This is a genomic window from Acidovorax sp. 62 (assembly GCF_002754495.1).
Lineage (GTDB): Bacteria > Pseudomonadota > Gammaproteobacteria > Burkholderiales > Burkholderiaceae_C > Acidovorax.
Genome location: NZ_PEFJ01000001.1, coordinates 2,521,812 through 2,542,511, shown reverse-complemented (window position 1 = coordinate 2,542,511; position 20,700 = coordinate 2,521,812). Strand labels below are relative to the sequence as shown.

Annotated in this window: 20 protein-coding genes; 15 read left to right on the top strand and 5 right to left on the bottom strand. The window is 59.3% G+C overall.

Features of this window, described 5'->3' with window-relative positions; genetic code table 11:
* Nucleotides 1-7: 7 nt before the first annotated feature.
* Complete coding sequence (gene greA / locus CLU86_RS11460; protein ID WP_099656192.1) at nucleotides 8-484, top strand: transcription elongation factor GreA; 477 nt, start codon at nucleotides 8-10, stop codon at nucleotides 482-484.
* Between the two features lie 16 nt (nucleotides 485-500).
* Nucleotides 501-965 (top strand): DUF4149 domain-containing protein, encoded by a 465-nt coding sequence (locus CLU86_RS11455; protein WP_199175116.1) that lies wholly within the window; start codon nucleotides 501-503, stop codon nucleotides 963-965.
* 111 nt (nucleotides 966-1,076) lie between these two features.
* Here the strand turns inward: CLU86_RS11455 and CLU86_RS11450 are convergent, their stop codons facing one another.
* Together CLU86_RS11450 and CLU86_RS11445 are read right to left on the bottom strand one after the other, a co-directional pair.
* A complete protein-coding gene (locus CLU86_RS11450; protein ID WP_099741687.1) occupies nucleotides 1,077-1,829 on the bottom strand; it encodes a glycosyltransferase in 753 nt (250 codons plus the stop codon).
* 5 nt (nucleotides 1,830-1,834) lie between these two features.
* Nucleotides 1,835-2,308 carry a YhbY family RNA-binding protein gene (locus tag CLU86_RS11445; protein WP_099656190.1) on the bottom strand — a complete coding sequence of 158 codons (474 nt, stop codon included), beginning with the start codon at nucleotides 2,306-2,308 and terminating at the stop codon, nucleotides 1,835-1,837.
* 32 nt (nucleotides 2,309-2,340) lie between these two features.
* Here CLU86_RS11445 and CLU86_RS11440 point away from each other — a divergent pair, with 32 nt between their 5' ends.
* The 9 genes from CLU86_RS11440 (at nucleotide 2,341) to sixA (ending at nucleotide 13,175) form a co-directional block, all read left to right on the top strand.
* On the top strand, nucleotides 2,341-3,003 hold the full coding sequence (locus tag CLU86_RS11440; protein WP_099656189.1) for an RlmE family RNA methyltransferase: 663 nt from the start codon (nucleotides 2,341-2,343) through the stop codon (nucleotides 3,001-3,003).
* Nucleotides 3,004-3,242: 239 nt separating this feature from the next.
* Nucleotides 3,243-5,162: an ATP-dependent zinc metalloprotease FtsH gene (ftsH, locus tag CLU86_RS11435; RefSeq protein WP_099656188.1), complete on the top strand. Its 1,920-nt coding sequence runs from the start codon at nucleotides 3,243-3,245 to the stop codon at nucleotides 5,160-5,162.
* A 97-nt stretch (nucleotides 5,163-5,259) separates the two neighbouring features.
* Nucleotides 5,260-6,123 (top strand): dihydropteroate synthase, encoded by an 864-nt coding sequence (folP, locus tag CLU86_RS11430; protein WP_099741686.1) that lies wholly within the window; start codon nucleotides 5,260-5,262, stop codon nucleotides 6,121-6,123.
* Between the two features lie 42 nt (nucleotides 6,124-6,165).
* Complete coding sequence (gene glmM, locus CLU86_RS11425; RefSeq protein ID WP_099741685.1) at nucleotides 6,166-7,500, top strand: phosphoglucosamine mutase; 1,335 nt, start codon at nucleotides 6,166-6,168, stop codon at nucleotides 7,498-7,500.
* Nucleotides 7,501-7,698: 198 nt separating this feature from the next.
* Nucleotides 7,699-8,535, top strand: coding sequence for a GNAT family N-acetyltransferase (locus CLU86_RS11420; protein WP_099741684.1), 837 nt, complete (start codon nucleotides 7,699-7,701; stop codon nucleotides 8,533-8,535).
* Nucleotides 8,535-9,419 (top strand): UDP-2,3-diacylglucosamine diphosphatase, encoded by an 885-nt coding sequence (locus CLU86_RS11415; RefSeq protein WP_099741683.1) that lies wholly within the window; start codon nucleotides 8,535-8,537, stop codon nucleotides 9,417-9,419. The genes CLU86_RS11420 and CLU86_RS11415 overlap by 1 nt, the downstream gene beginning before the upstream one ends.
* Nucleotides 9,416-10,501, top strand: a complete 1,086-nt coding sequence (locus tag CLU86_RS11410; protein WP_099741682.1) for a glycosyltransferase family 1 protein — start codon at nucleotides 9,416-9,418, stop codon at nucleotides 10,499-10,501. The genes CLU86_RS11415 and CLU86_RS11410 overlap by 4 nt, the downstream gene beginning before the upstream one ends.
* 146 nt (nucleotides 10,502-10,647) lie before the next feature.
* Nucleotides 10,648-12,702 carry a polyphosphate kinase 1 gene (gene ppk1 / locus CLU86_RS11405; protein WP_233194965.1) on the top strand — a complete coding sequence of 685 codons (2,055 nt, stop codon included), beginning with the start codon at nucleotides 10,648-10,650 and terminating at the stop codon, nucleotides 12,700-12,702.
* Between the two features lie 11 nt (nucleotides 12,703-12,713).
* Nucleotides 12,714-13,175 carry a phosphohistidine phosphatase SixA gene (gene sixA / locus CLU86_RS11400; protein WP_099741680.1) on the top strand — a complete coding sequence of 154 codons (462 nt, stop codon included), beginning with the start codon at nucleotides 12,714-12,716 and terminating at the stop codon, nucleotides 13,173-13,175.
* A 21-nt stretch (nucleotides 13,176-13,196) separates the two neighbouring features.
* Here the strand turns inward: sixA and CLU86_RS23045 are convergent, their stop codons facing one another.
* The 3 genes from CLU86_RS23045 to CLU86_RS11385 all read right to left on the bottom strand — a co-directional run bounded on the left by CLU86_RS23045 (nucleotide 13,197) and on the right by CLU86_RS11385 (nucleotide 16,369).
* Nucleotides 13,197-13,742, bottom strand: coding sequence for a hypothetical protein (locus tag CLU86_RS23045; protein ID WP_233194963.1), 546 nt, complete (start codon nucleotides 13,740-13,742; stop codon nucleotides 13,197-13,199).
* Nucleotides 13,739-15,217, bottom strand: a complete 1,479-nt coding sequence (locus tag CLU86_RS11390; protein WP_099656181.1) for a Ppx/GppA phosphatase family protein — start codon at nucleotides 15,215-15,217, stop codon at nucleotides 13,739-13,741. The genes CLU86_RS23045 and CLU86_RS11390 overlap by 4 nt, the downstream gene beginning before the upstream one ends.
* A gap of 81 nt (nucleotides 15,218-15,298) precedes the next feature.
* Nucleotides 15,299-16,369 (bottom strand): ABC transporter substrate-binding protein, encoded by a 1,071-nt coding sequence (locus CLU86_RS11385; RefSeq protein WP_099741679.1) that lies wholly within the window; start codon nucleotides 16,367-16,369, stop codon nucleotides 15,299-15,301.
* 510 nt (nucleotides 16,370-16,879) lie between these two features.
* Between CLU86_RS11385 and pstS the strand changes: the two genes are divergently transcribed.
* The 4 genes from pstS to pstB all read left to right on the top strand — a co-directional run bounded on the left by pstS (nucleotide 16,880) and on the right by pstB (nucleotide 20,696).
* A complete protein-coding gene (gene pstS / locus CLU86_RS11380) occupies nucleotides 16,880-17,920 on the top strand; it encodes a phosphate ABC transporter substrate-binding protein PstS (protein WP_099741678.1) in 1,041 nt (346 codons plus the stop codon).
* 170 nt (nucleotides 17,921-18,090) lie between these two features.
* A complete protein-coding gene (pstC, locus tag CLU86_RS11375) occupies nucleotides 18,091-19,017 on the top strand; it encodes a phosphate ABC transporter permease subunit PstC (protein WP_233194960.1) in 927 nt (308 codons plus the stop codon).
* Entirely contained in the window at nucleotides 19,014-19,895 is an 882-nt protein-coding gene (gene pstA, locus CLU86_RS11370; RefSeq protein WP_099656178.1) for a phosphate ABC transporter permease PstA, read from the top strand. Before pstC ends, pstA begins: the two co-directional genes overlap by 4 nt.
* A 15-nt stretch (nucleotides 19,896-19,910) precedes the next feature.
* Nucleotides 19,911-20,696 (top strand): phosphate ABC transporter ATP-binding protein PstB, encoded by a 786-nt coding sequence (pstB, locus tag CLU86_RS11365; RefSeq protein ID WP_099656177.1) that lies wholly within the window; start codon nucleotides 19,911-19,913, stop codon nucleotides 20,694-20,696.
* Nucleotides 20,697-20,700: the final 4 nt, after the last annotated feature.

The window sequence follows — 20,700 nt, the reverse complement described above, 5'->3', positions numbered from 1 at the left end:
GACACGAATGGCCACCATTCCAATTACCAAGCGCGGCGCTGAAATACTCAAGGAAGAGCTGCATCGACTCAAGACCGTGGAGCGCCCCTCCGTGATCACTGCGATTGCGGAAGCCCGTGCCCAGGGCGACCTGAGCGAAAACGCTGACTACGACGCCGCGAAAGACCGCCAGGGTTTTATCGAAGGACGCATTCAGGAGATTGAAGGCAAGCTCTCCGTGGCCCAGGTGATTGACCCTAGCGCCGTCGACGGTGGCGGCAAAGTGGTGTTTGGCGCCACGGTGGAACTGGAAGACGAAGAGTCTGGCGATTTGGTGAAGTACCAAATCGTGGGGGAAGACGAGGCCGATCTGAAGAAGGGGCTGATCAACATCTCCAGCCCTATCGCCCGTGCGTTGATTGGCAAGGAAGAGGGCGACACCGCTGAAGTGCAAGCCCCAGGCGGTATCCGTCGCTACGAGGTGGTGGCTGTCAGCTACTTGTGACCAGGGATTGACCACCATGCCCGGGCGTATTCCCCTGCTGGCTGCTGCCTTGTGGTGGGGCAGCCTATCCACCGTTGGCTTGTTGGTGGTGCCTTTGCTGTTCGCCCACCTTCCATCGCCTGCCATGGCAGGGGGCATGGCTGCCCAGTTGTTTGCCGCACAGACCTGGGTGTCTGTCGGCTGTACCTTGCTGTTGCTTTTGGTGTCCAGGCCAAAATGGTCTGTAGCGCAATACCCATGGGCGCGAGCAGCTATGATTTTTATAGTGGGCGGCATGTTGCTGGCGCTGCTGTCCCAGTACGGTGTGGCGCCACGCATTGTGGCGCGGCAGGACTTGCGCCTGTGGCACAGCGTGGGGTCGGTGATGTTTGCGCTTCAGTGGGTGTGTGCCTTGGTGGTTTTGCTGCACATGCTGCCGAAGTCTCAGGCCTTGGTGCCGTCAGAAGCCGATGGTGTGGACGGGCCTGCGCAGGGCGCCTGAGTACGTTTGCGTTGTTTTGGCTGCTCCGATTGACAGCGGTGTTGCGCAGTCCACGGCCATAAAAAAACCCGCTGGATGCGGGTTTTTTTATGGCCGTGGTGGGGTACTGGACTATTCTTTCCAGTGCTCTGCCACCCACGTGGCGGGGCGTATGTAGCGAAAGCGCCGATTGCGTCTGCCTGCTAGTGCGTCGGGGGGGTTGCACTCGCCATGAAAAATCACCACGCGTGCATCGGGCGGCACAAATGGGGCTTTCCAGTAGTTGGTGGGCCAGGCTGGGATGCCATGGTATTTGAAGCTGGGGCACCAGCTGGCAGGCCAGTATTGCAACTTGCCTTGCTTGTGCAGGAAATCCGAAAGATACGCCTGCTCGTTGCGAAACTGTTGCCGAATCTCGGCAAAGTGGCCGCGAAAGTACTCCAGTACATCGGGGTGGGCGCCCAGTTCAAAGCGGTACACCGACGAGTTGCCCGTGACGCGCCAAGGCCGCTTGTAATCGTGAATGATCAGGAATTCGCCCGGTTGGGTGAAGAAGTCATCCAGGCTGCCGGTGACCACCACGTCCACATCCAGGAACAGTGCCGTGCCCTTGAGCCCGTGCAGGTCCGCGCTGAACGTCACCAGCTTGGTCCAGCCCCGCTCGGGGATGCCGGGCGGCAAATCCAGAGGGGGAATCGGCAGGCACTGCACCTCGCTTCGGATACCGGTGTTATCGTCGGTCAAGCAGACAAACCGGAAGTCTCCAGTGAGGTGGCGCCGCACCATGGCGTAGAGCCGATTGACGTACTCGGGGCCGTATTTCTTGCCCCATTTCATGCAGATGATGTGGCGTTCGCGCCCGGCGGTGTCTCCGTGTCCTGGCATCGGGATCAGTCGGCCTGGCGCTTTTTGATGGACTTTTGCTTGGGCTTGGCGCGCTTGATCTGGCCGCCGGACGTCAAGCGCTGGTTGCCCAGCACGCGCAGCTGCTTGATTTCAGGGCGCTGGCCGCCGCGTTTGCTGAACTTGAGCACCTTCACATCGCGAGGGCCAGGCATGCGGTCTTCGTCGATCGCACGCTCTTTGGCAGGCATCGGGCGCCACAGCACCAGCAGTTTGCCGATGTGCTGGATCGGGGCGGCATTGAGCTCTGCCGCCACTTCTTGGTAAATGAGTTCGCGAGCGACCCGGTCATCACCGAACACGCGGACCTTGATCAGTCCGTGGGCGTTGAGCGCCGCGTCGATTTCTTTTTTGACCGCAGGGGTCATGCCGTCTCCACCGACGAGGACCACAGGGTCCAGATGGTGGGCATTGGCGCGGTGTTCCCGGCGCTCTGCGGGAGTCAATTGAATTTGGGGCATGGCCGTATTATCGAGGCAGGAAGAAAAACACAATGAAAGTAAAAACCCAAAGCAAGAAGGTCAACAAGGCATGGCTTAACGACCATGTCAACGACACCTACGTCAAGTTGGCCCATAAAGAGGGTTACCGCGCCCGCGCCGCCTACAAGCTCAAGGAAATTGATGAGCAGTTGGGGTTGATCAAGCCTGGCTACACGGTGGTCGATCTGGGCTCCACCCCCGGAGCCTGGAGCCAGTATGTGCGCCGTCGTCTGTCTCCGTCGGGGGCGGCTGCAGGGCAGCTCAATGGCAGCATCATCTCGCTGGACATCTTGCCCATGGAGCCCATTGAGGGCGTGACCTTCTTGAATGGCGATTTTCGCGAGCCTGAGGTCTTGGCGCAACTGGAACAGGCACTGGACGGTCGGGTGGTGGACGTGGTGGTGTCAGACATGGCGCCCAACCTCTCCGGCATCGAGTCTGCCGACGCTGCCCGTATTGCGCACCTGGTGGAGCTGGCGGTGGAGTTCGCCTGTGCCCATTTGAAGCCTGATGGCGCTTTGGTGGTCAAGCTGTTTCACGGCAGTGGCTACAGCGACTTGGTGAATTTGTTCAAACAGACCTTCAAAGTCGTTAAGCCCCTCAAACCCAAAGCCTCGCGTGACAAGTCGTCGGAAACTTTTTTGGTTGGCATGGGGTTGAAGGCCAAGCCGTAATCGGATGGCGGTTCTGTAGGCGTTCGCTTCAAGTGTGCGGGGCTCCTACACTGTCCTCGGGATTGATTTTTCTTGATGAAAATCAATTTTGGCCTGTAACGCCCCCTCCATCCCGCGTGGAGTCCATGGGCACTAGGGGGAATAAGACTGGCTCTGTGGCTTGAAAGACCTAAAATCACCCAAAGCTATAGCCTCAATGGGCATTTAGCCATTTTTCTCCCTTGTAACTGGAGTTCCGCTTGAACAATCAGTGGTTTTCGAAATTTGCCGTGTGGCTGGTCATTGCCATGGTGTTGTTCACGGTGTTCAAACAGTTTGACACCCGCGGCAGCGGTGGTGCTACGACCGTCGGGTACTCCGAGTTCCTGGATGAGGTTCGCAACAACCGCATCAAGAGCGCTGTGATTCCTGAAGGGTTGAGTGGCGGTGAAATCATCGCCACCACCAACGATGATCGGAAGATCCGTACGAACGCATCGGTGCTGGACCGTGGCTTGGTGGGCGACCTGATCGAGCACAAGGTCAAGTTTGATGTGAAGCCGCGTGAAGAAGGCTCCTTGCTCATGACCTTGCTGGTCAGCTGGGGCCCCATGCTGCTGCTCATTGGTGTGTGGATTTATTTCATGCGCCAGATGCAAGGTGGTGGCAAGGGCGGTGCCTTCAGCTTTGGCAAGAGCAAAGCCCGCATGCTGGACGAAAACACCAATCAGGTGACTTTTGCCGATGTGGCTGGCTGTGATGAGGCCAAAGAAGAAGTCAAGGAAGTGGTGGACTTCCTCAAAGACCCGCAAAAATTCCAGAAGCTGGGTGGGCGCATTCCCCGTGGTCTGCTGCTGGTTGGCCCTCCAGGCACTGGCAAGACATTGTTGGCCAAGTCCATTGCTGGCGAGGCCAAGGTCCCGTTTTTCAGCATCTCTGGTTCTGACTTCGTGGAAATGTTTGTGGGCGTGGGTGCTGCCCGCGTGCGCGACATGTTTGAGAACGCCAAGAAGAATGCGCCTTGCATCATCTTCATTGACGAAATTGACGCGGTGGGCCGCCAGCGCGGTGCAGGCCTGGGCGGTGGTAACGACGAGCGCGAACAGACCCTTAACCAGATGTTGGTGGAGATGGACGGTTTTGAAACCAACCTTGGTGTGATCGTGGTGGCTGCCACCAACCGCCCAGACATTCTGGACGCCGCCCTGCTGCGCCCCGGTCGCTTTGACCGTCAGGTGTATGTGACATTGCCGGATATCCGTGGCCGTGAGCAGATCCTCAATGTGCATATGCGCAAAATTCCGGTGGGACAGGATGTTGCGCCTAGCATCATCGCCCGCGGCACACCTGGCATGAGCGGCGCGGACCTGGCCAACCTGTGTAATGAAGCTGCGTTGATGGCTGCCCGCCGCAATGCGCGCACGGTGGAGATGCAGGACTTCGAGAAGGCCAAGGACAAGATCCTGATGGGCCCCGAGCGCAAGAGTATGGTCATGCCCGAAGAAGAGCGGCGCAATACGGCGTACCACGAAGCAGGCCATGCACTCATTGGCAAGCTGCTGCCTAAATGCGATCCTGTGCACAAGGTCACCATCATCCCCCGTGGCCGCGCCTTGGGTGTAACCATGAGCCTGCCTGCGCAAGACCGCTATAGCTACGACCGCGAGTACATGCTCAACCAGATCAGCATGCTGTTTGGTGGCCGTATTGCGGAAGAGGTGTTCATGAACCAGATGACCACTGGTGCCAGCAACGACTTTGAGCGAGCCACACACATTGCGCGTGACATGGTGACCCGTTATGGCATGACGGAGGCTCTGGGCCCCATGGTGTATGCCGAGAATGAAGGCGAAGTCTTCTTGGGGCGTTCGGTGACCAAGACGACCAGCATGAGCGAGCAAACGATGGAGAAGGTGGACGGCGAGGTCCGCCGTATCATCGATGAGCAATACAACCTAGCCCGCCGCTTGATCGAAGAGCACAGCGACAAAATGCATGCAATGGCGAAGGCTTTGCTGGATTGGGAAACCATCGATAGCGAGCAACTGGACGACATCATGGCTGGCAAGGAGCCCCGCCCTCCCAAGGACTGGACTCCCCGCACACCGTCTTCTGGTGGCGATGGCTCCAGCGGTGGTACACCCGCTGTGGCGGCAGATACTGCACCCACAGCGGCCTGACCTGCAGGCTTTTGAATGAAAGAACGGGGCGCATGCCCCGTTTCTTTTTTGCACTCCTCGCGTTTTTCGCAGGCAAACCACAAGCTCCCTGGATCACATGGATTGGCAAACTTCAAGGTTCTCTCTTGCGCTGGACAGGCCCCTCGTCATGGGCATCGTCAATGCCACGCCTGACTCCTTCTCAGACGGCGGCCAGCACTTTGATACGGCCAGTGCTTTGCGCCATTGCGAGCGCTTGATCCGTGAGGGGGCGGATATCCTGGACATTGGGGGCGAATCTACCCGCCCAGGCAGCCCCGCTGTCGGGCTTGAGGAGGAGCTGGCCCGCGTACTTCCCGTGGTTCGGGAGGCGGTGTCTTTGGGGGTTCCTGTTTCTGTGGATACCTACAAGCCCCAAGTCATGCGGGTCGTTCTTGACTTGGGCGCAGACGTCATCAACGACATCTGGGCACTGCGCCAGCCGGGGGCGCTGGCCGTAGTGGCTGCCCACCCCTCTTGCGGTGTATGCCTCATGCACATGCACCGTGATCCGCAAACCATGCAGGTGTCTCCCATGCCAGGAGAGATCGTGCCGCAAGTGAGAAAATTTTTGCAAGAATCAGCAGCCAATTTGCGAGCGTCCGGAGTGCAGCGCGAGCGTATCGTGCTGGATCCGGGCGTGGGTTTTGGCAAAACGGTAGAGCAGAACTTTGCCTTGTTGTCTCACCAGTCCGAGCTGCTGGCCGATGGCTACCCCTTGCTGGTGGGATGGTCTCGAAAATCCTCACTAGGGGCTGTGACAGGTTTGGACGTGGATGCCCGCATGGTCCCTAGCGTGGCTGCCGCCTTGCTGGGGGTGGAGCGGGGGGCTCGCATCGTTCGCGTACACGACGTGCGAGAGACGGTGGCGGCCTTGGCCGTGTGGCGGGCTGCGGGCCAAGGTCTGCAGCCCGATCTGCGCGATGGGCGGGCAACACCATAAGGCGTTGGATACGCCTTCGTTAACGATTGGAGATTGAGAGACATGACCCGCAAGTATTTCGGCACAGATGGCATTCGAGGCACGGTGGGGCAGTACCCCATCACTCCAGATTTTGTGTTGCGCTTGGCCCATGCCGTGGGACGCGTCTTGCGTCGCACAGAAGACCGCCCCACCGTGTTGATTGGTAAAGACACGCGCATTTCTGGGTACATGCTGGAGAGTGCCTTGGAGTCAGGGTTCAACTCCGCTGGGGTCGATGTGGTGCTGCTCGGGCCGCTGCCCACGCCTGGGGTGGCATACCTGACGCGGGCTCAGCGTGCCAGCTTGGGGGTGGTGATCAGTGCAAGCCACAACGCCTATCCAGACAATGGCATCAAGTTTTTCAGCGCCCAAGGCACGAAATTGCCAGATGCCTGGGAGCAGGCGGTTGAGGCCGCGCTGGACGAGACACCCGTCTGGGCCGATTCTTCCAGCCTGGGTAAAGCACGTCGGTTGGACGATGCGGCAGGGCGCTACATTGAGTTCTGTAAAAGCACTTTCCCTCAAGACCTGACCTTGCGTGGGCTCAAGATCGTGGTGGATGCAGCGCATGGCGCAGCCTACCAAGTGGCTCCCAAGGTATTCCATGAACTGGGCGCAGAAGTGCTGTCCATTGGCTGCGCACCGGATGGCCTGAACATCAACCATGAGGTGGGCGCCACACACCCCGAAGCTCTGGTGCGCTCTGTGCGTGCCAATCGCGCTGACTACGGTGTAGCGCTGGATGGCGATGCGGATCGCTTGCAGATGGTGGATGCGGCAGGGCGCCTCTATAACGGCGATGAGTTGCTGTATTTAATGGCTGCCGACCGCATGGGGCGTGATGAACATGTGCCGGGCGTTGTGGGCACATTGATGACCAACATGGCGGTGGAGGTGGCGCTCAAACAGCGTGGCGTTCGCCTGGAGCGCGCCAAAGTGGGTGACCGCTACGTACTGGAAGAATTGGCCAAGCACCGCTGGACATTGGGTGGCGAAGGCTCTGGCCATTTGTTGGCATTGGACAAGCACACCACGGGAGACGGTCTGGTGAGCGCCCTGCAAGTGCTCCAAGCCTGTGTGCGCAGCGGCTCCAGCTTGCCGCATTTGCTCAAGGACCTGGTGTTGTTTCCGCAGGTGTTGTTGAACGTGCGTCTCACACCTGGGCAAGACTGGAAGGGCAATGCCCTGCTGTCCGACACGATTGGGCAAGTTGAGGCCGAGCTGGGCGAAACAGGCCGGGTACTGATCCGCGCCAGCGGGACCGAGCCCCTGCTGCGTGTGATGGTGGAGTCGCGAGACGAGGAGCAGGCCAATCGCTGTGCTCAAAAATTGGCTGACGCAGCGCGGGCCGGTTGATGGGTTGACGGGTGGTTCCTGCGGCCATCCACTTTTGATGTAGATGTCAATCGGCCATGGACTGATGGCCCTGTGTCATGAATTCGCCTTGGCACTGCAACGCCAGTGTCATGGGGTTCTTTCAAACTTCCGAAAAATGGACCGGGTTGAGGTATTTGCCTGGCTCCAGATTCTTGGGTTGAACGAAGGAGCCTATTCATGCAAGAGCCCACCCATGGCGGTTTATCCCCCGTTGTAGAGACTGTACATAGCGCCACCGAGCGCTCGTCTGCGCCTGGGGCAGTCTGGGGCGCTGGCAAGCCAGTCCAGGCGGGAATTCAGGTCCGCTGGGCGCGCCATCTGGACGAAGTCAGGCAGGCACAAAGACTGCGGTTCGAGGTCTTTGGCCTTGAAATGGGTGCACGCCTATCGACTCCAGTGCCGGGTCACGACATTGATCTGTTCGATGACTATTGCGAGCATCTCTTGGTGCTTGATGAGGCGAGCCAGGCAGTCATCGGAACCTACCGGGTCCTGACACCCGCCCAGGCCCAGCGGGTTGGGGGCACCTACAGCGACACGGAGTTTGATCTCACACGTTTGCGTGGGCTGCGGTCAAGGATGGTGGAGTTGGGGCGCAGTTGCGTGCACCCGGCACATCGCACTGGCGGTGTGATCATGGCGTTGTGGGGCGCGTTGGCCGATTTCATGGTTCGCAACCAACTCGACACCATGATCGGTTGCGCCAGCATCCCCATGCTGCACAACGGTGTGGTCAGTGGCGACGTGGCTGCCAGTATCTGGGAGCAGCTTCGCCAAACCCACCTTGCGCCCATTGAATACCACGTACGTCCCCGCCTTCCTCTGCCTGTAGAACAGCTCGACAACTCGGTATTGGCCGAGCCACCAGCCTTGATCAAAGGCTATCTGCGCCTGGGGGCCCGTGTATTGGGCGCACCCGCATGGGATCCCGATTTCAACACCGCAGATCTGCCCATGTTGATGCGTTTGGCAGATTTGCATCCCCGCTATCGCAAGCACTTTCTGGGGGCTTGATGCGGGCCGCGCTGGATGCTTCCGGTGCATGGGGTGGTATGAACCGGCCTTTTCTGCCACCCGAAGCGCAAGCCGCGGATGCAGACAGCCCGGAGGCAGAGTCTCACCCCAGGTACCGAGCCATTTTTATCTCCGATTTGCATTTGGGAACTCCAGGCTTTCAGGCTGCTGCATTGCTGGATTTTCTGCGTCACCACTCCAGCGACTCGTTGTATCTGGTGGGGGATATTGTGGATGGTTGGCAACTCCGCCGCCGCTGGTTTTGGCCCCAGTTGCACAACGACGTGGTGCAGAAATTATTGAGAAGTGCCCGCAAAGGTTGTCGCATCGTCTTTGTTCCGGGCAACCACGACGAGTTTGCAAGAGCGTTTGAAGGGCACTCCTTTGGGGGAATCCACGTGCAGACTGAAGCGGTACACACCACAGCCGATGGGCGAAGGCTTTGGGTGGTCCATGGGGACTACTTCGATGGCGTCATCCAATGCGCCAAATGGTTGGCCTACCTGGGGGACAACCTGTATGAGTTGACCCTCAAACTCAACCGGCACCTCAATCGCTTGCGCGCACGCATGGGGCTGCCCTATTGGTCGCTTTCAGCCTACCTCAAAGGCAAAGTCAAAAAGGCATTGAACTACGTGACTGATTTTGAGAACGCCGTGGCGGCTGAAGCCCGTCGCCGGGGGCACCAGGGCGTGGTGTGTGGCCATATCCATCGGGCAGAGATGCGTGAGATCGACGGTATCTTGTATTGCAATGATGGTGATTGGGTGGAGAGTTGCACGGCTTTGGTTGAGCACCGCGACGGGCGCTTGGAACTCGTGCATTGGCATGGAAATGCATTGCCCCGCGTGTCGGAGCCCGTGGGACAGCAGGTGGCCGCATGAAAATTGCCCTCGTCACCGATGCATGGCAGCCTCAGGTTAATGGCGTTGTGACAACGCTGGTGGAGCTGGTGCAGCAACTGGAGTCGCGTGGACACCAGGTGATGGTCATCCATCCAGGGCTGTTTCGCACCCGCCCCTGTCCTGGCTATGCAGGCATTGATTTGGCGGTACGGCCATTCAAAGTGTTGACTGGCTTGTTGAACGATTACCAGCCCGACGCGATTCACCTGGCCACGGAAGGCCCTCTGGGCTGGGCTGCTCGCAAATATTGTTTGCGGCACCGCTTGGCGTTCACCACCGCCTTTCACACGCGTTTTCCAGAGATTCTGCAAGCGGCGCTGCGTATTCCACTGGCTTGGGGGTATGCCCTTTTTCGCCATTTTCACCGACCCTCTTCAGGGGTGATGGTGCCGACGCGGGACGTGATGAATATGTTGGCCCAACGTGGCTTTCGCAACTTGCGCAGGTGGACCCATGGGGTAGACACTCAGGCATTTCAATTTGAAGCCGTCACAAAGCCTTGTCATGTGACAGGGGCATTGGCACACCCTGTCAGTTTGTATGTCGGCCGTGTTTCCTACGAGAAAAATATTGAGGCCTTCCTGCAAATGCAGATGCCTGGGACCAAGGTGGTCTGCGGGGTTGGACCGTTGGAAGCGGGGCTGAAGGCGCGGTTTCCCCACGTTCGCTGGTTGGGCATTTTGGACAGGCCCACGCTGGCGCAGGTCTATGCAGCGGCCGATGTGTTTGTTTTTCCCAGCCGCTCTGAAACTTTTGGCTTGGTGATGCTGGAAGCCATGGCTTGTGGCACTCCGGTTGCGGCATTTCCTGTCGATGGGCCTGTGGAGGTGCTGGGTGCGCATGACGGTGCTGCAGCCCAGGGCGGTGTGCTGGACGAAGACCTGTTGTCAGCCTGTCAGCAGGCTTTGCGTATCCCTCGGCATGAGGCGCGTCAGCGTGCCCTGGCATTCACCTGGGGCTCGGCTGCAGATCAGTTTCTCGGCCATCTTGTGCCGGTCAATCGTTTTGTGACACCGCATAAGGTGATGCAAAAAACTGTCACATCACTGTCATCTGAATAGCAAATACTGCGCGTCTGATTGTGACTTTGATTGCGCCTCTCATGCTGCCCTTGCCTTTAGACAAACCGCTGACCGATGCTGTTGTTGAGGGTGCTGAAGAGTCGGGCAGTCCTGACGATTCTGGAGCTTTCCGACGCAAAAGCCCCATGTCTCCTGTTGTGATGCTGGACCGTGATCAGAGCATTCTGGCATTCAACGAGCGGGTGTTTGATTGGGCCGCACGCACGGATGTGCCCTTGCTTGAGCGGCTGCGTTACCTGTGCATCGTGTCATCCAATCTGGATGAGTTTTTTGAAGTACGGGCCGCGCCACACATCACTGCCGCTAAGAACGGGGACGCCAAAGGCCTCTACAGTGCTGCGTCGCTGGAGTCCTTGTCCGCAATCGTCCATAACCTGGTGGTGCGTCAGTATGCGTTGTACAACGAGTCCTTGGTCCCCGCGTTTGAGTCGCATGGAATTCGCATCGTCTCTCACGGGGAGCGCAATGCCGCGCAGCGGCGCTGGGTACAAGACTACTTTGTGAAAGAAGTGCGGCCTTTGCTCATACCGGTGGGGCTGGATCCGGCCCATCCGTTTCCGCAAGTGGCCAACAAGTCTTTGAATTTCATTGTGCGCTTGCGCGGACCAGATGCCTTTGGTCGTGAGAACGAAGTCGCCATTGTGAAAGTACCTCGGGCCTTGCCACGCTTGGTGCGCATGCCCAGCAAGGTGGCCCCGCAAGGCACGTGGTTTGTGAGTCTTTCGAGCATCATCCGCGCCCATCTGCACGACTTGTTCCCAGGCCGCGAAGTCACTGAGTTCTCGCAGTTCCGGGTCACCCGGCATTCGGACATGGCGCTGGACGAGGAGGACGTGCGTAATCTGCGCACGGCTTTGCGCCAAGGGCTTCAGCAGCGTCACTATGGCCAAGCGGTTCGCTTGGAGGTATCTGCCGGTTGTTCTTCGTTTTTGTCTGAGTTTTTGAGGGCTCAGTTTGCGCTACCGCCTGCGGCGGTGTACCGGGTTCCGGGGCCCGTCAATCTGGTGCGGCTGACGCAATTGGTGGATCTCGTCAATGACCCCGCTTTGCTGTTTCCGCCTTGGCGCTCGTCCTGGCCACGGCAGTTGCAGCAGGGGGTCTCTATCCTGGAGCAGGTGCGCCAGCGGGACGTGGTGATACACCAGCCATTTGAGAGCTTCGATGGCGTTCTGGCCTTTTTGCGCGAGGCCGTCAACGACCCTCAAGTGCTGGTGATCAAGCAAACGATCTACCGCACGGGGGCTGATTCAGAGTTGATGGAGTTGCTGACGGAAGCGGTGCGCCGTGGCAAAGAGGTCATGGCGGTTGTGGAGCTGAAAGCCCGCTTTGATGAAGAAGCCAACATCAACTGGGCAGAAGCTCTGGAGTCTGTGGGAGCACAGGTGGTGTATGGTGTGGTCGGCCTCAAGACACACGCAAAGATGCTGCTGGTGACCCGCCGGGAAGGTGGGCGTTTGCGCCGCTACGGGCACCTCTCCACGGGCAACTACAACGTGCGCACAGCACGCTTGTACACAGACCTCAGCTACCTGACGGCGAACGAGGAAACCACTGCAGACATGGATGGCGTTTTCAGCCACCTTGCCAGCCAGAATCGCCCACCTAAGCTGCGCCAGCTGATCTTGGCCCCGTTTCATCTGCAGCGCCGCATGCAGGAAAAGATTGAACAGGTGGGGCAAGCTGCCAGCCGAGGAGAAGATGCACGCATCGTGCTCAAGATGAACGCATTGACCGACGAGGCTTTGATCCGGGCGCTGATCTTGGCCGGGCAGTGCGGTGCGCGCATTGATCTCATTGTGCGTGGCGCGTGCATGTTGGCAGCTCAGGTACCAGGCGTCACCGACAACATCCGGGTGCGCTCGGTGATTGGCCGGTTCTTGGAGCACACGCGGGTGTTTTACTTTCGCAGCAATGGCCAAGAAGACTTGTATCTGTCGAGTGCCGACTGGATGAATCGCAACATGATGCGGCGCATTGAGCTGGCTTGGCCAGTGATGGACCCGAAACTGCGCCAGCAAATTGTGGATGAGTGCCTGGTGGCCTATTTGCATGACGACCGCGATGCATGGACTTTGGACGCCAATGGGGCGTACCAGCGTGCAAGTCGCCCATCGACAGGACATGGCGCGCAGAACGCCTTGATGGTGCGCTATGGTGCGGCGGGGCTTCGGTCTGCGTGACGGGGGATGAAATGGATTTGATTCTCTGGCGACATGCCGAGGCCGAAGAGGCGGCAGCAGGTGTGGATGACTTGGCGCGCTCTTTGACACCGCGCGGTGAAAAGCAGGCGGCCAGAATGGCCGCCTGGCTGGACCGCCAATTGCCTGAAGGGTTGCGTGTGATTGCCAGCCCGGCGCGCCGAACAGAGCAGACCGCAGCAGCGTTGGGCCGCAAATTCAAAATGCGTGCTGAACTGTCACCAGGCGGCACCGTGCAGGATTTGCTCGACTTGGTGCAATGGCCCAACGCCCGGGGCACCATCTTGATTGTGGGGCACCAGCCCGTACTGGGGCAGGTGATTGCCCAATTGCTCGGGCTGCAGTCGCCTGAGTGTGCTGTACGCAAAGGGGCTGTGTGGTGGCTGCGCCAGCGGCAACGCCTGGAGCAGAGCCAAACGGTCTTAATGACCGTTCAGTCCCCCGAATACCTGTGATGCTGGGCTCAGCCGGTGGGCTTACTTGGTGCGAGCCTTGGCGGCTGGCTTTGCCTTAGGGGCAGCCACTGGTTTGGGTTGTGGTGTCTGCGCTTCTTTGGTTGGGCGCCCGGTTTTGATGGAGGGCACAGCCTGCAAGGCGGTGCGCAGCGTGGCATCAGAAAGACCTGCGAGCAGCTTCAGTCCAGCGCGCAGCAGCTCGCTCTTTTTGACAGGGTGCGAGAGACCCAGTGCCCGTTGCTTCAGGTTTTCAATCACCAGGTATTCGTCCTTGGGGATGGTGAAACTGTCGCGCACCAGCTTGGGCTTTTTGGCCTTGGCTTCTTTGATGAGGCTCGCCTTGCTCGGGACTGCTTTGGCTTTGGGGGCCGCAGCTACCTTGGCTTTTTCGGCTTTAGCCTTGGTAGGCGATGCTGGTGCTTTTTTTGCGGGAGTGGCGACTGCTTTGGTGGCTTTTGTCGGTTCTTTTTCAGCAGCAGTGGCGACAGGCGTTGTTTCTTGGGCGGTGTTCATGTAGCTCTCCTTAAACGGTATAAACAGTTTATACCGTTTAAGGAGGTGTATCAATCACCCACGATGTGCAAATCCCAAGGCGTTTTTTGCCAAGCGGTGACTTCTTCCTGCAGCAAGTGGGCCGATTGGGGATAGGCCTTTGACCAAGGCGGTGGGGCTGAGAGCGTGAATACGCCAGGCTGTGCGTGCAACCGTATGCCGGAGATATCGGGGGCGCGCCGTGCGTGGCACAGCGCTACGGCCAATCGCAGGCACAGCAGCTGCAGCGCAAAGATGGGGTCGGACAAATCCGCCTCCAGCTTGCGCACTTTTCCACGTTGCCCCAAGACGAGCACGCTCAGTCGATGCAACTCGGGCAGCGCAAAGCCTGCAGCGTCTGTGTTGTCGAGGATGTAGGCGCCGTGCCGGTGGTAGTCGCTGTGCGAAATGCGGCAGCCCACCTCGTGCAACTTGGCGGCCCATTCCAGTTTGCGTGCGGCCCGTTCACTGTCGGGCTGCGCCGCTTGCAAGAAGAGCTTGCAGGCTGTTTCGGCAACACGTTCGGCGTGGGGTACGTCCACGGCAAAGCGCTGCATCAGGGCGTTCACGGTGTCGGTGCGCAGGTCGGTCTCGGGCTGCTCGCGGTCCAACAGGTCGTAGAGGGCACCTTGTCGCAAGGCGCCCTGGGCCACCTGCATCTCGTCAATATCCAGAAGATCGAACACCGCCCGCAGGATGCTGATCCCGCCGCCAATCACGGCGCGCCGGTCTTCCTTGAGTCCTTCCATGCGAACACGGTCTGCGCTTTGGGCGCGCAGCAGCTTGTCGCGCAATGCCTCCAAGCCTGAGCGAGTGATGATGCCCTTGGGGCCACCCATGGCTGCCAGCACATCGCCCACGGCACCGGCGGTACCCGATGATCCATACGCCACATCCCACGCGTCTCGGCGAAACACGGCCAGAGCCTCGTCCAGCACGGCTTTGGCGGCGATTTCAGCGGCCAGAAAGGCCTGAGGGGTGAAGGCGCCATCCGCAAAATAGCGGGACGACCATGCCACGCTGCCCACCCTGAACGAAGCCACGGACTTGGGGGAGAACTGCTGGCCCAAAATCAGTTCGGTAGAGCGCCCCCCAATGTCCACCACCAGCCGGCGTTCATCGGATTGCGGCAGCAGCCGGGCCACCCCTTGGTAGATGAGTCGGGCTTCTTCAATGCCAGACACCACGTCAATCGGGTATCCCAGCACCTCACTGCCGCGGGTCAGAAAATCGTCTCGATTACGGGCTTCGCGCAGAGTCTGGGTGGCGACGGCTCGCACATGTTCGCGAGGAAATCCTGCCAGCCGTTCACCAAACCGTGCCAGGCAAGCCCAGCCGCGCTCCAGCGCGTCTTGTGTCAGGTTGCGGTTGTCGTCCAGCCCGTTGCCTTGGCGAACGGTCTCCTTGAGGTATTCGACTTTGTGGATGTGGCCGTGCTCGAAGCGGCCAATTTCAAGGCGAAAGCTGTTGGATCCAAGATCCACAGCGGCGAGCAATGTTCCGTTTTGCATGGGGTGGCGCAGTGTGCGCAGTCTCTCTGGCTCTGATCTTGGGCAGCATAGCATCTGCCTTGCGCGAATGGCGGCCGGGGCTCAGCCCACAATGCGGCCGTCGGATGACAGCATGCTTTGGGTCACAAAGGGCGCCGAGCGTTTCTTGTCTTGATAGGAAACAGCCCAGCCACCCACGGTGACGGGCTTGCGTTGCTGGAAGGCCGCCAGCGCATTGGCCCGGGTGATGGGGCCGTTGATTTGTTGCAAGACCTCGGCGGTGTACTTGGCTGCAATAAAGCCGGCCAACCCCTGGGGCGAAGGGGGCTCGTCGTACAAACGTGCCAGGGCTTCTCGGTATGCGCGGACGATGGGCAGGCCCGCAGTGACCAGGGGAACGGTCTGTGTGGCGACGATGGACACTTTTTGGGGCAGATTACCCATCTGAGCCAGCACCTGTAAATTCACGTCGGCCAATGCAATCACGTAGCACTGGCGCCCCGCTGGCAGTTTGAGTTTTTCCACAAACGCGTGCAGTTCGGGGGTGCCTCCCACAAAAAGAACGATGGGCTGCGTCAGCTGCGCGCCCGCGCTGATGGTTTGCACCTTGACGTTCTGCTCGCGAGCAGCCTGTGCCACTGCGGCTTGCCAAAGGGCCGGGTCATGGCCCGCCGCATAGGCGACGGCCAGCTCAGGGACCCCCATGGATGCCAAGGACTTCAACGCATGGGTGACTTGGGCGCGCAAGTCGGCAAAGACATCAAAGACGGTATCGACTGCACCTTGGGTTGCCGTGTGGTGCAGCCATGGGGCCACCAAAGGCAGCGGGTTGTTGACGTCCGCACCGGTTTGCAGCTTGGCAAGCCCTTGGGCCGCGTTGTGCCCTACGCAGCCTGCCAGCGCTGCGCATTGGCTTTGGCGGTGGGCAGTTTGCCAGGCCGCCTGAAGTTGTCCTGGGGTGCCATCGGTTTCCAGAACCATGTGCTGCACTGGTTTGCCCTGGATGCCGCCGCGTGCATTCGTGTCTTGCCACGCAGCGCGCGATCCGGTCAGAAAATCTCGGCTCACATCCTGTTGGGTGGGCGACATGTCCACCACCTGCGCTATCGAAACGGTGCGTGAGCTGTCCCCCTGTGCCCAGGTGGGCTGCCCGGCCGCAACCCATACCCCCATACCTGTTGCGCAGCGAAGCCAATCACGTCGCCCCAGCGCGAAGGCGCCATTGCTACTGCGCCGGGGAGGCGAGGCTGGGTGGGGCGTGATGTGGGCGAGCATGGGGGGCGAGTGGGGGTGTCGGCGGCGCTCTGGTGCGGTCATGGCTGGTGCTTGTCTCGGGCGGGCAGACCTGCGATGGGTCCTAAATTAGGGCAGCGTCCATGCCATCGATGTCTCTTGCGAGGTCGTAGCAGCGCGTAGGCCGGTGGCGGGAGACTAAGGGGGCTTTGTGTCAGTCTTGTGACGGAGTGCTGCAGGAACTCCACAAGTCGGTCCGCGTGATGTTGTCGCCTGAGGGGGGTAGTCATGCGCAGTTTTGATGCGGATCGGTAGGGCATTGATGCGCCCACGATTTCCTGAAAATCGCTCCTGCCGCTGTTGTGACAATCCATTTTTTGTGTCACAACACTGTCATAGAGTGATCCTAGAGTACCGACATCCCAACTTATTCACTCTAGAGGTCTTTCCATGAAACTGTCTGCGATTCGAGTTCTGGTTGCCGGTGTGGTTGCTGCGGGTGCTTTTTCCAGCGCCATGGCGCAGCAAGAGGCAACTGGCGCGGGTGCCAGCTTTCCTGCACCCCTGTACTCCAAGTGGGCTGCTGATTACAACAAGGCCACTGGCGTGAAGATCAACTACCAATCCGTTGGCTCCGGAGCTGGTCTGCGCCAGATCGAAGCCAAGACGGTGGACTTTGGTGCCTCTGACGCCCCGCTCAAGGATGAAGATCTGAGCAAAAAGGGCTTGGTTCAGTTTCCTACCGTGATCGGTGGCGTGGTGCCTGTGGTCAATATCAAGGGCATTGCGGCCGGCCAGATCAAGCTCAGCGGCCAAGTGTTGGGTGACATCTACCTGGGCAAAATCACCAACTGGAACGATGCCGCCATCAAGGCGCTCAACCCCGGTGTGGCTCTGCCTGATGCCGCCATCGCCCCTGTGCGCCGTGCCGACGGTTCGGGCACCAGCTTCATCTTCACCAATTACCTGAGCAAGGTGAATGCCGAGTGGAAGAGCAAGGTGGGTGAGGGCACTGCAGTGAACTGGCCTACCGGTGCAGGTGGCAAGGGCAACGAAGGCGTGGCTGCGTTTGTGGGCCGTCTGCCTAACTCCATCGGTTACGTGGAGTACGCCTACGTCAAGCAAAACAAGATGACCTACGTGCAGATGCAAAATGCCGACGGTCAGTTTGTCGCCCCTGACGACTCGGCCTTCAAGGCTGCTGCTGCAGGTGCCGATTGGGCCAAGAGCTTCTACCAAATCTTGACCAATCAGCCTGGTAAGGAATCCTGGCCCATCACTGGCGCCACCTTCATCCTGATGCAGAAGTCGCAAGACAAGCCTGTGCAGGCTGCTACGTCTCTGAAGTTCTTTGAATGGGCTTACAAGTCTGGGGACAAGACCGCTGAAGACCTGGACTATGTGCCTATGCCTGACGCTGTGAAGGGTGTCATTCTGAAGTCTTGGGCTGGTATCCAAGACACGGCTGGTAAGGCGATTGCATACAAGTAAGTAGTCTGGTGGGGCTGGCTGGCTTGATGGCCTGGCCAGTCCCCAGATTGCATTTATAGAAGGCTCTTAACGTGTCCACTATCTTGCCGGTCCCGCAAACCCCGTCTGCCAAGGCGGTGCGTGGCGCTCAACGGACCACGCCACCTCGTCCGCAGCCCTTGATCTCTGGCATGTTGGCTGACCGCATTTTTGGTTGGCTCGCTCGCAGCGCAGCCGTGCTGACCCTGCTGCTGTTGGTGGGCATCCTTGTTTCTTTGGTGATCGGAGCCTGGCCTTCGATCGCGAAATATGGCCTCAGTTTCCTGACCCGTAGCGTCTGGGACCCCGTACAGAACGAGTACGGTGGCTTGGTCATGATTTACGGCACTTTGGCCACCTCGGTCATTGCCTTGCTGATCGCGGTGCCCGTGAGTTTTGGCATTGCGCTGTTTTTGACCGAACTTTCTCCCGCCTGGCTCAAGCGTCCTTTGGGGACTGCGATCGAGCTGCTGGCGGCCGTGCCGTCGATTGTGTATGGCATGTGGGGGCTGATGGTGTTTGGCCCCATTCTTGCGCGCTTTGTGCAGCAGCCTTTGCAAGCGATGTTCAGCGGCGTGCCTTACCTGGGCGCTTTTGTGTCGGGCCCTCCCGTGGGCATCGGCATTTTGTCGGCGGGCATCATCCTGGCCATCATGATCATCCCCTTCATTGCGTCGGTGATGCGTGATGTGTTTGAGGTGACCCCCGCCTTGCTCAAAGAGTCTGCCTATGGCTTGGGTGCAACCACTTGGGAGGTTGTCTTCAAAGTGGTACTGCCGTTCACCAAGACCGGTGTGCTTGGCGGCGTCATGCTGGGCCTGGGCCGTGCGTTGGGCGAAACCATGGCCGTGACCTTCGTCATCGGCAATATGAACCAGCTTGACTCCCTGTCGGTGTTTGAGGCGGCCAACAGCATCACCTCAGCATTGGCCAACGAGTTCGCTGAAGCGGGCGAAGGCCTGCACCAGGCATCGCTGATTTACCTGGGCTTGGTGTTGTTCTTCATCACCTTCGTGGTGCTGTCTTTGTCCAAGCTGTTGCTGTCGCGTCTTAAAAAGAGTGAAGGGGCGCGTTCATGAGTACCTCTCAACGCCTGATTTCTGCCGCCGATTTGGCGCAAATGCGGCAAACCCGCTACAACGGCCGCAAGCGCGTCAACCAGATTGCGCTCACGCTGTCTTTGGCGGCCATGCTGTTCGGTGTGTTCTGGCTGGTCTGGATTCTGTGGGAAACCATCCGCCTGGGCCTGGGTGGCCTGAGTGTGGCGCTGTTCACGCAGATGACCCCTCCACCCAACGAGGTGGGCGGTATCTCCAACGCCATCTTTGGCTCGCTGGTCATGGTAACGATGGCCACGTTTGTGGGCACGCCCATCGGCATCATGGCCGGGATCTACCTGGCCGAGTACGAGTCGCGCAGCTGGCTGGCGGCCACGACCCGGTTCGTGAACGACATTTTGCTGTCCGCCCCGAGCATCGTGATCGGCCTGTTTGTGTATGCAGTGGTGGTGGCCCGGTTCAAGAGCTTCTCAGGCTACGCCGGGGTGCTGGCCCTGGCGCTGATCGTGATTCCGGTGGTCATCCGCACTACCGAAAACATGCTGCTGTTGGTGCCTGCCAGCCTGCGTGAGGCGGCTTATGCCCTGGGCACGCCCAAGTGGCGCGTCATCACCATGGTCACCTTGCGCGCGGCCCGTGCCGGTGTGATCACTGGGGTGCTGCTGGCTGTGGCGCGCATTGCGGGTGAGACAGCACCTCTGCTGTTCACCGCGCTCAACAACCAGTTCTGGAATGCCGATCTTTCCAAACCCATGGCCAGCCTGCCGGTCACGATTTTCAAATTTGCGATGAGCCCTTATGAGAACTGGCAGGAGCTGGCGTGGGCCGGCGTGTTCCTGATCACGGTAGCGGTTCTCGGTCTCAACATCCTGGCGCGTGTTTTGACACGCCAGAAATAAACAAGGAAGACATTCATGCCCTCCACCCTGCAAGCATCCGCATCCGCCAACTCCAAGATCACGGTGCGCGATCTGAACTTTTACTACGGCAAATTCCACGCCCTCAAGGGCATCAACCTGGACATCCCCGAGAACAAGGTCACGGCCTTTATTGGACCCTCGGGCTGTGGAAAATCCACCCTGCTGCGCACCTTCAACCGCATGTTCGAGCTGTACCCTGAGCAGCGCGCTGAAGGCCAGATCGTGCTGGACGGTGAAAACCTGCTGACCAGCAAGCAAGACGTGGCCTTGGTGCGCGCCAAGGTGGGCATGGTGTTCCAGAAACCCACGCCGTTCCCCATGTCCATCTACGACAACATTGCGTTTGGTGTGAAGCTGTTTGAAAGCCTCAATGCCACCGACATGGACGACCGTGTGGAATGGGCGCTGCGCAAGGCGGCACTGTGGAACGAAGTCAAGGACAAGCTCAACCAAAGCGGTTCCAGCCTATCGGGTGGCCAACAGCAGCGCCTGTGCATTGCACGCGGCATTGCCATCAAGCCCGAAGTGCTGTTGCTGGACGAGCCTTGCTCGGCGCTGGACCCTATCTCCACTGCCAAGGTCGAGGAGCTGATTGCCGAGCTGAAGAATGACTACACCGTGGTCATCGTGACCCATAACATGCAGCAGGCCGCGCGCTGCAGCGACTACACCGCCTACATGTACCTGGGCGATCTGGTGGAGTTTGGCGAGACAGAGCAGATGTTCTTCAAGCCCCAGCGCAAGGAAACCGAAGACTACATTACCGGCCGTTTCGGCTGAGGAG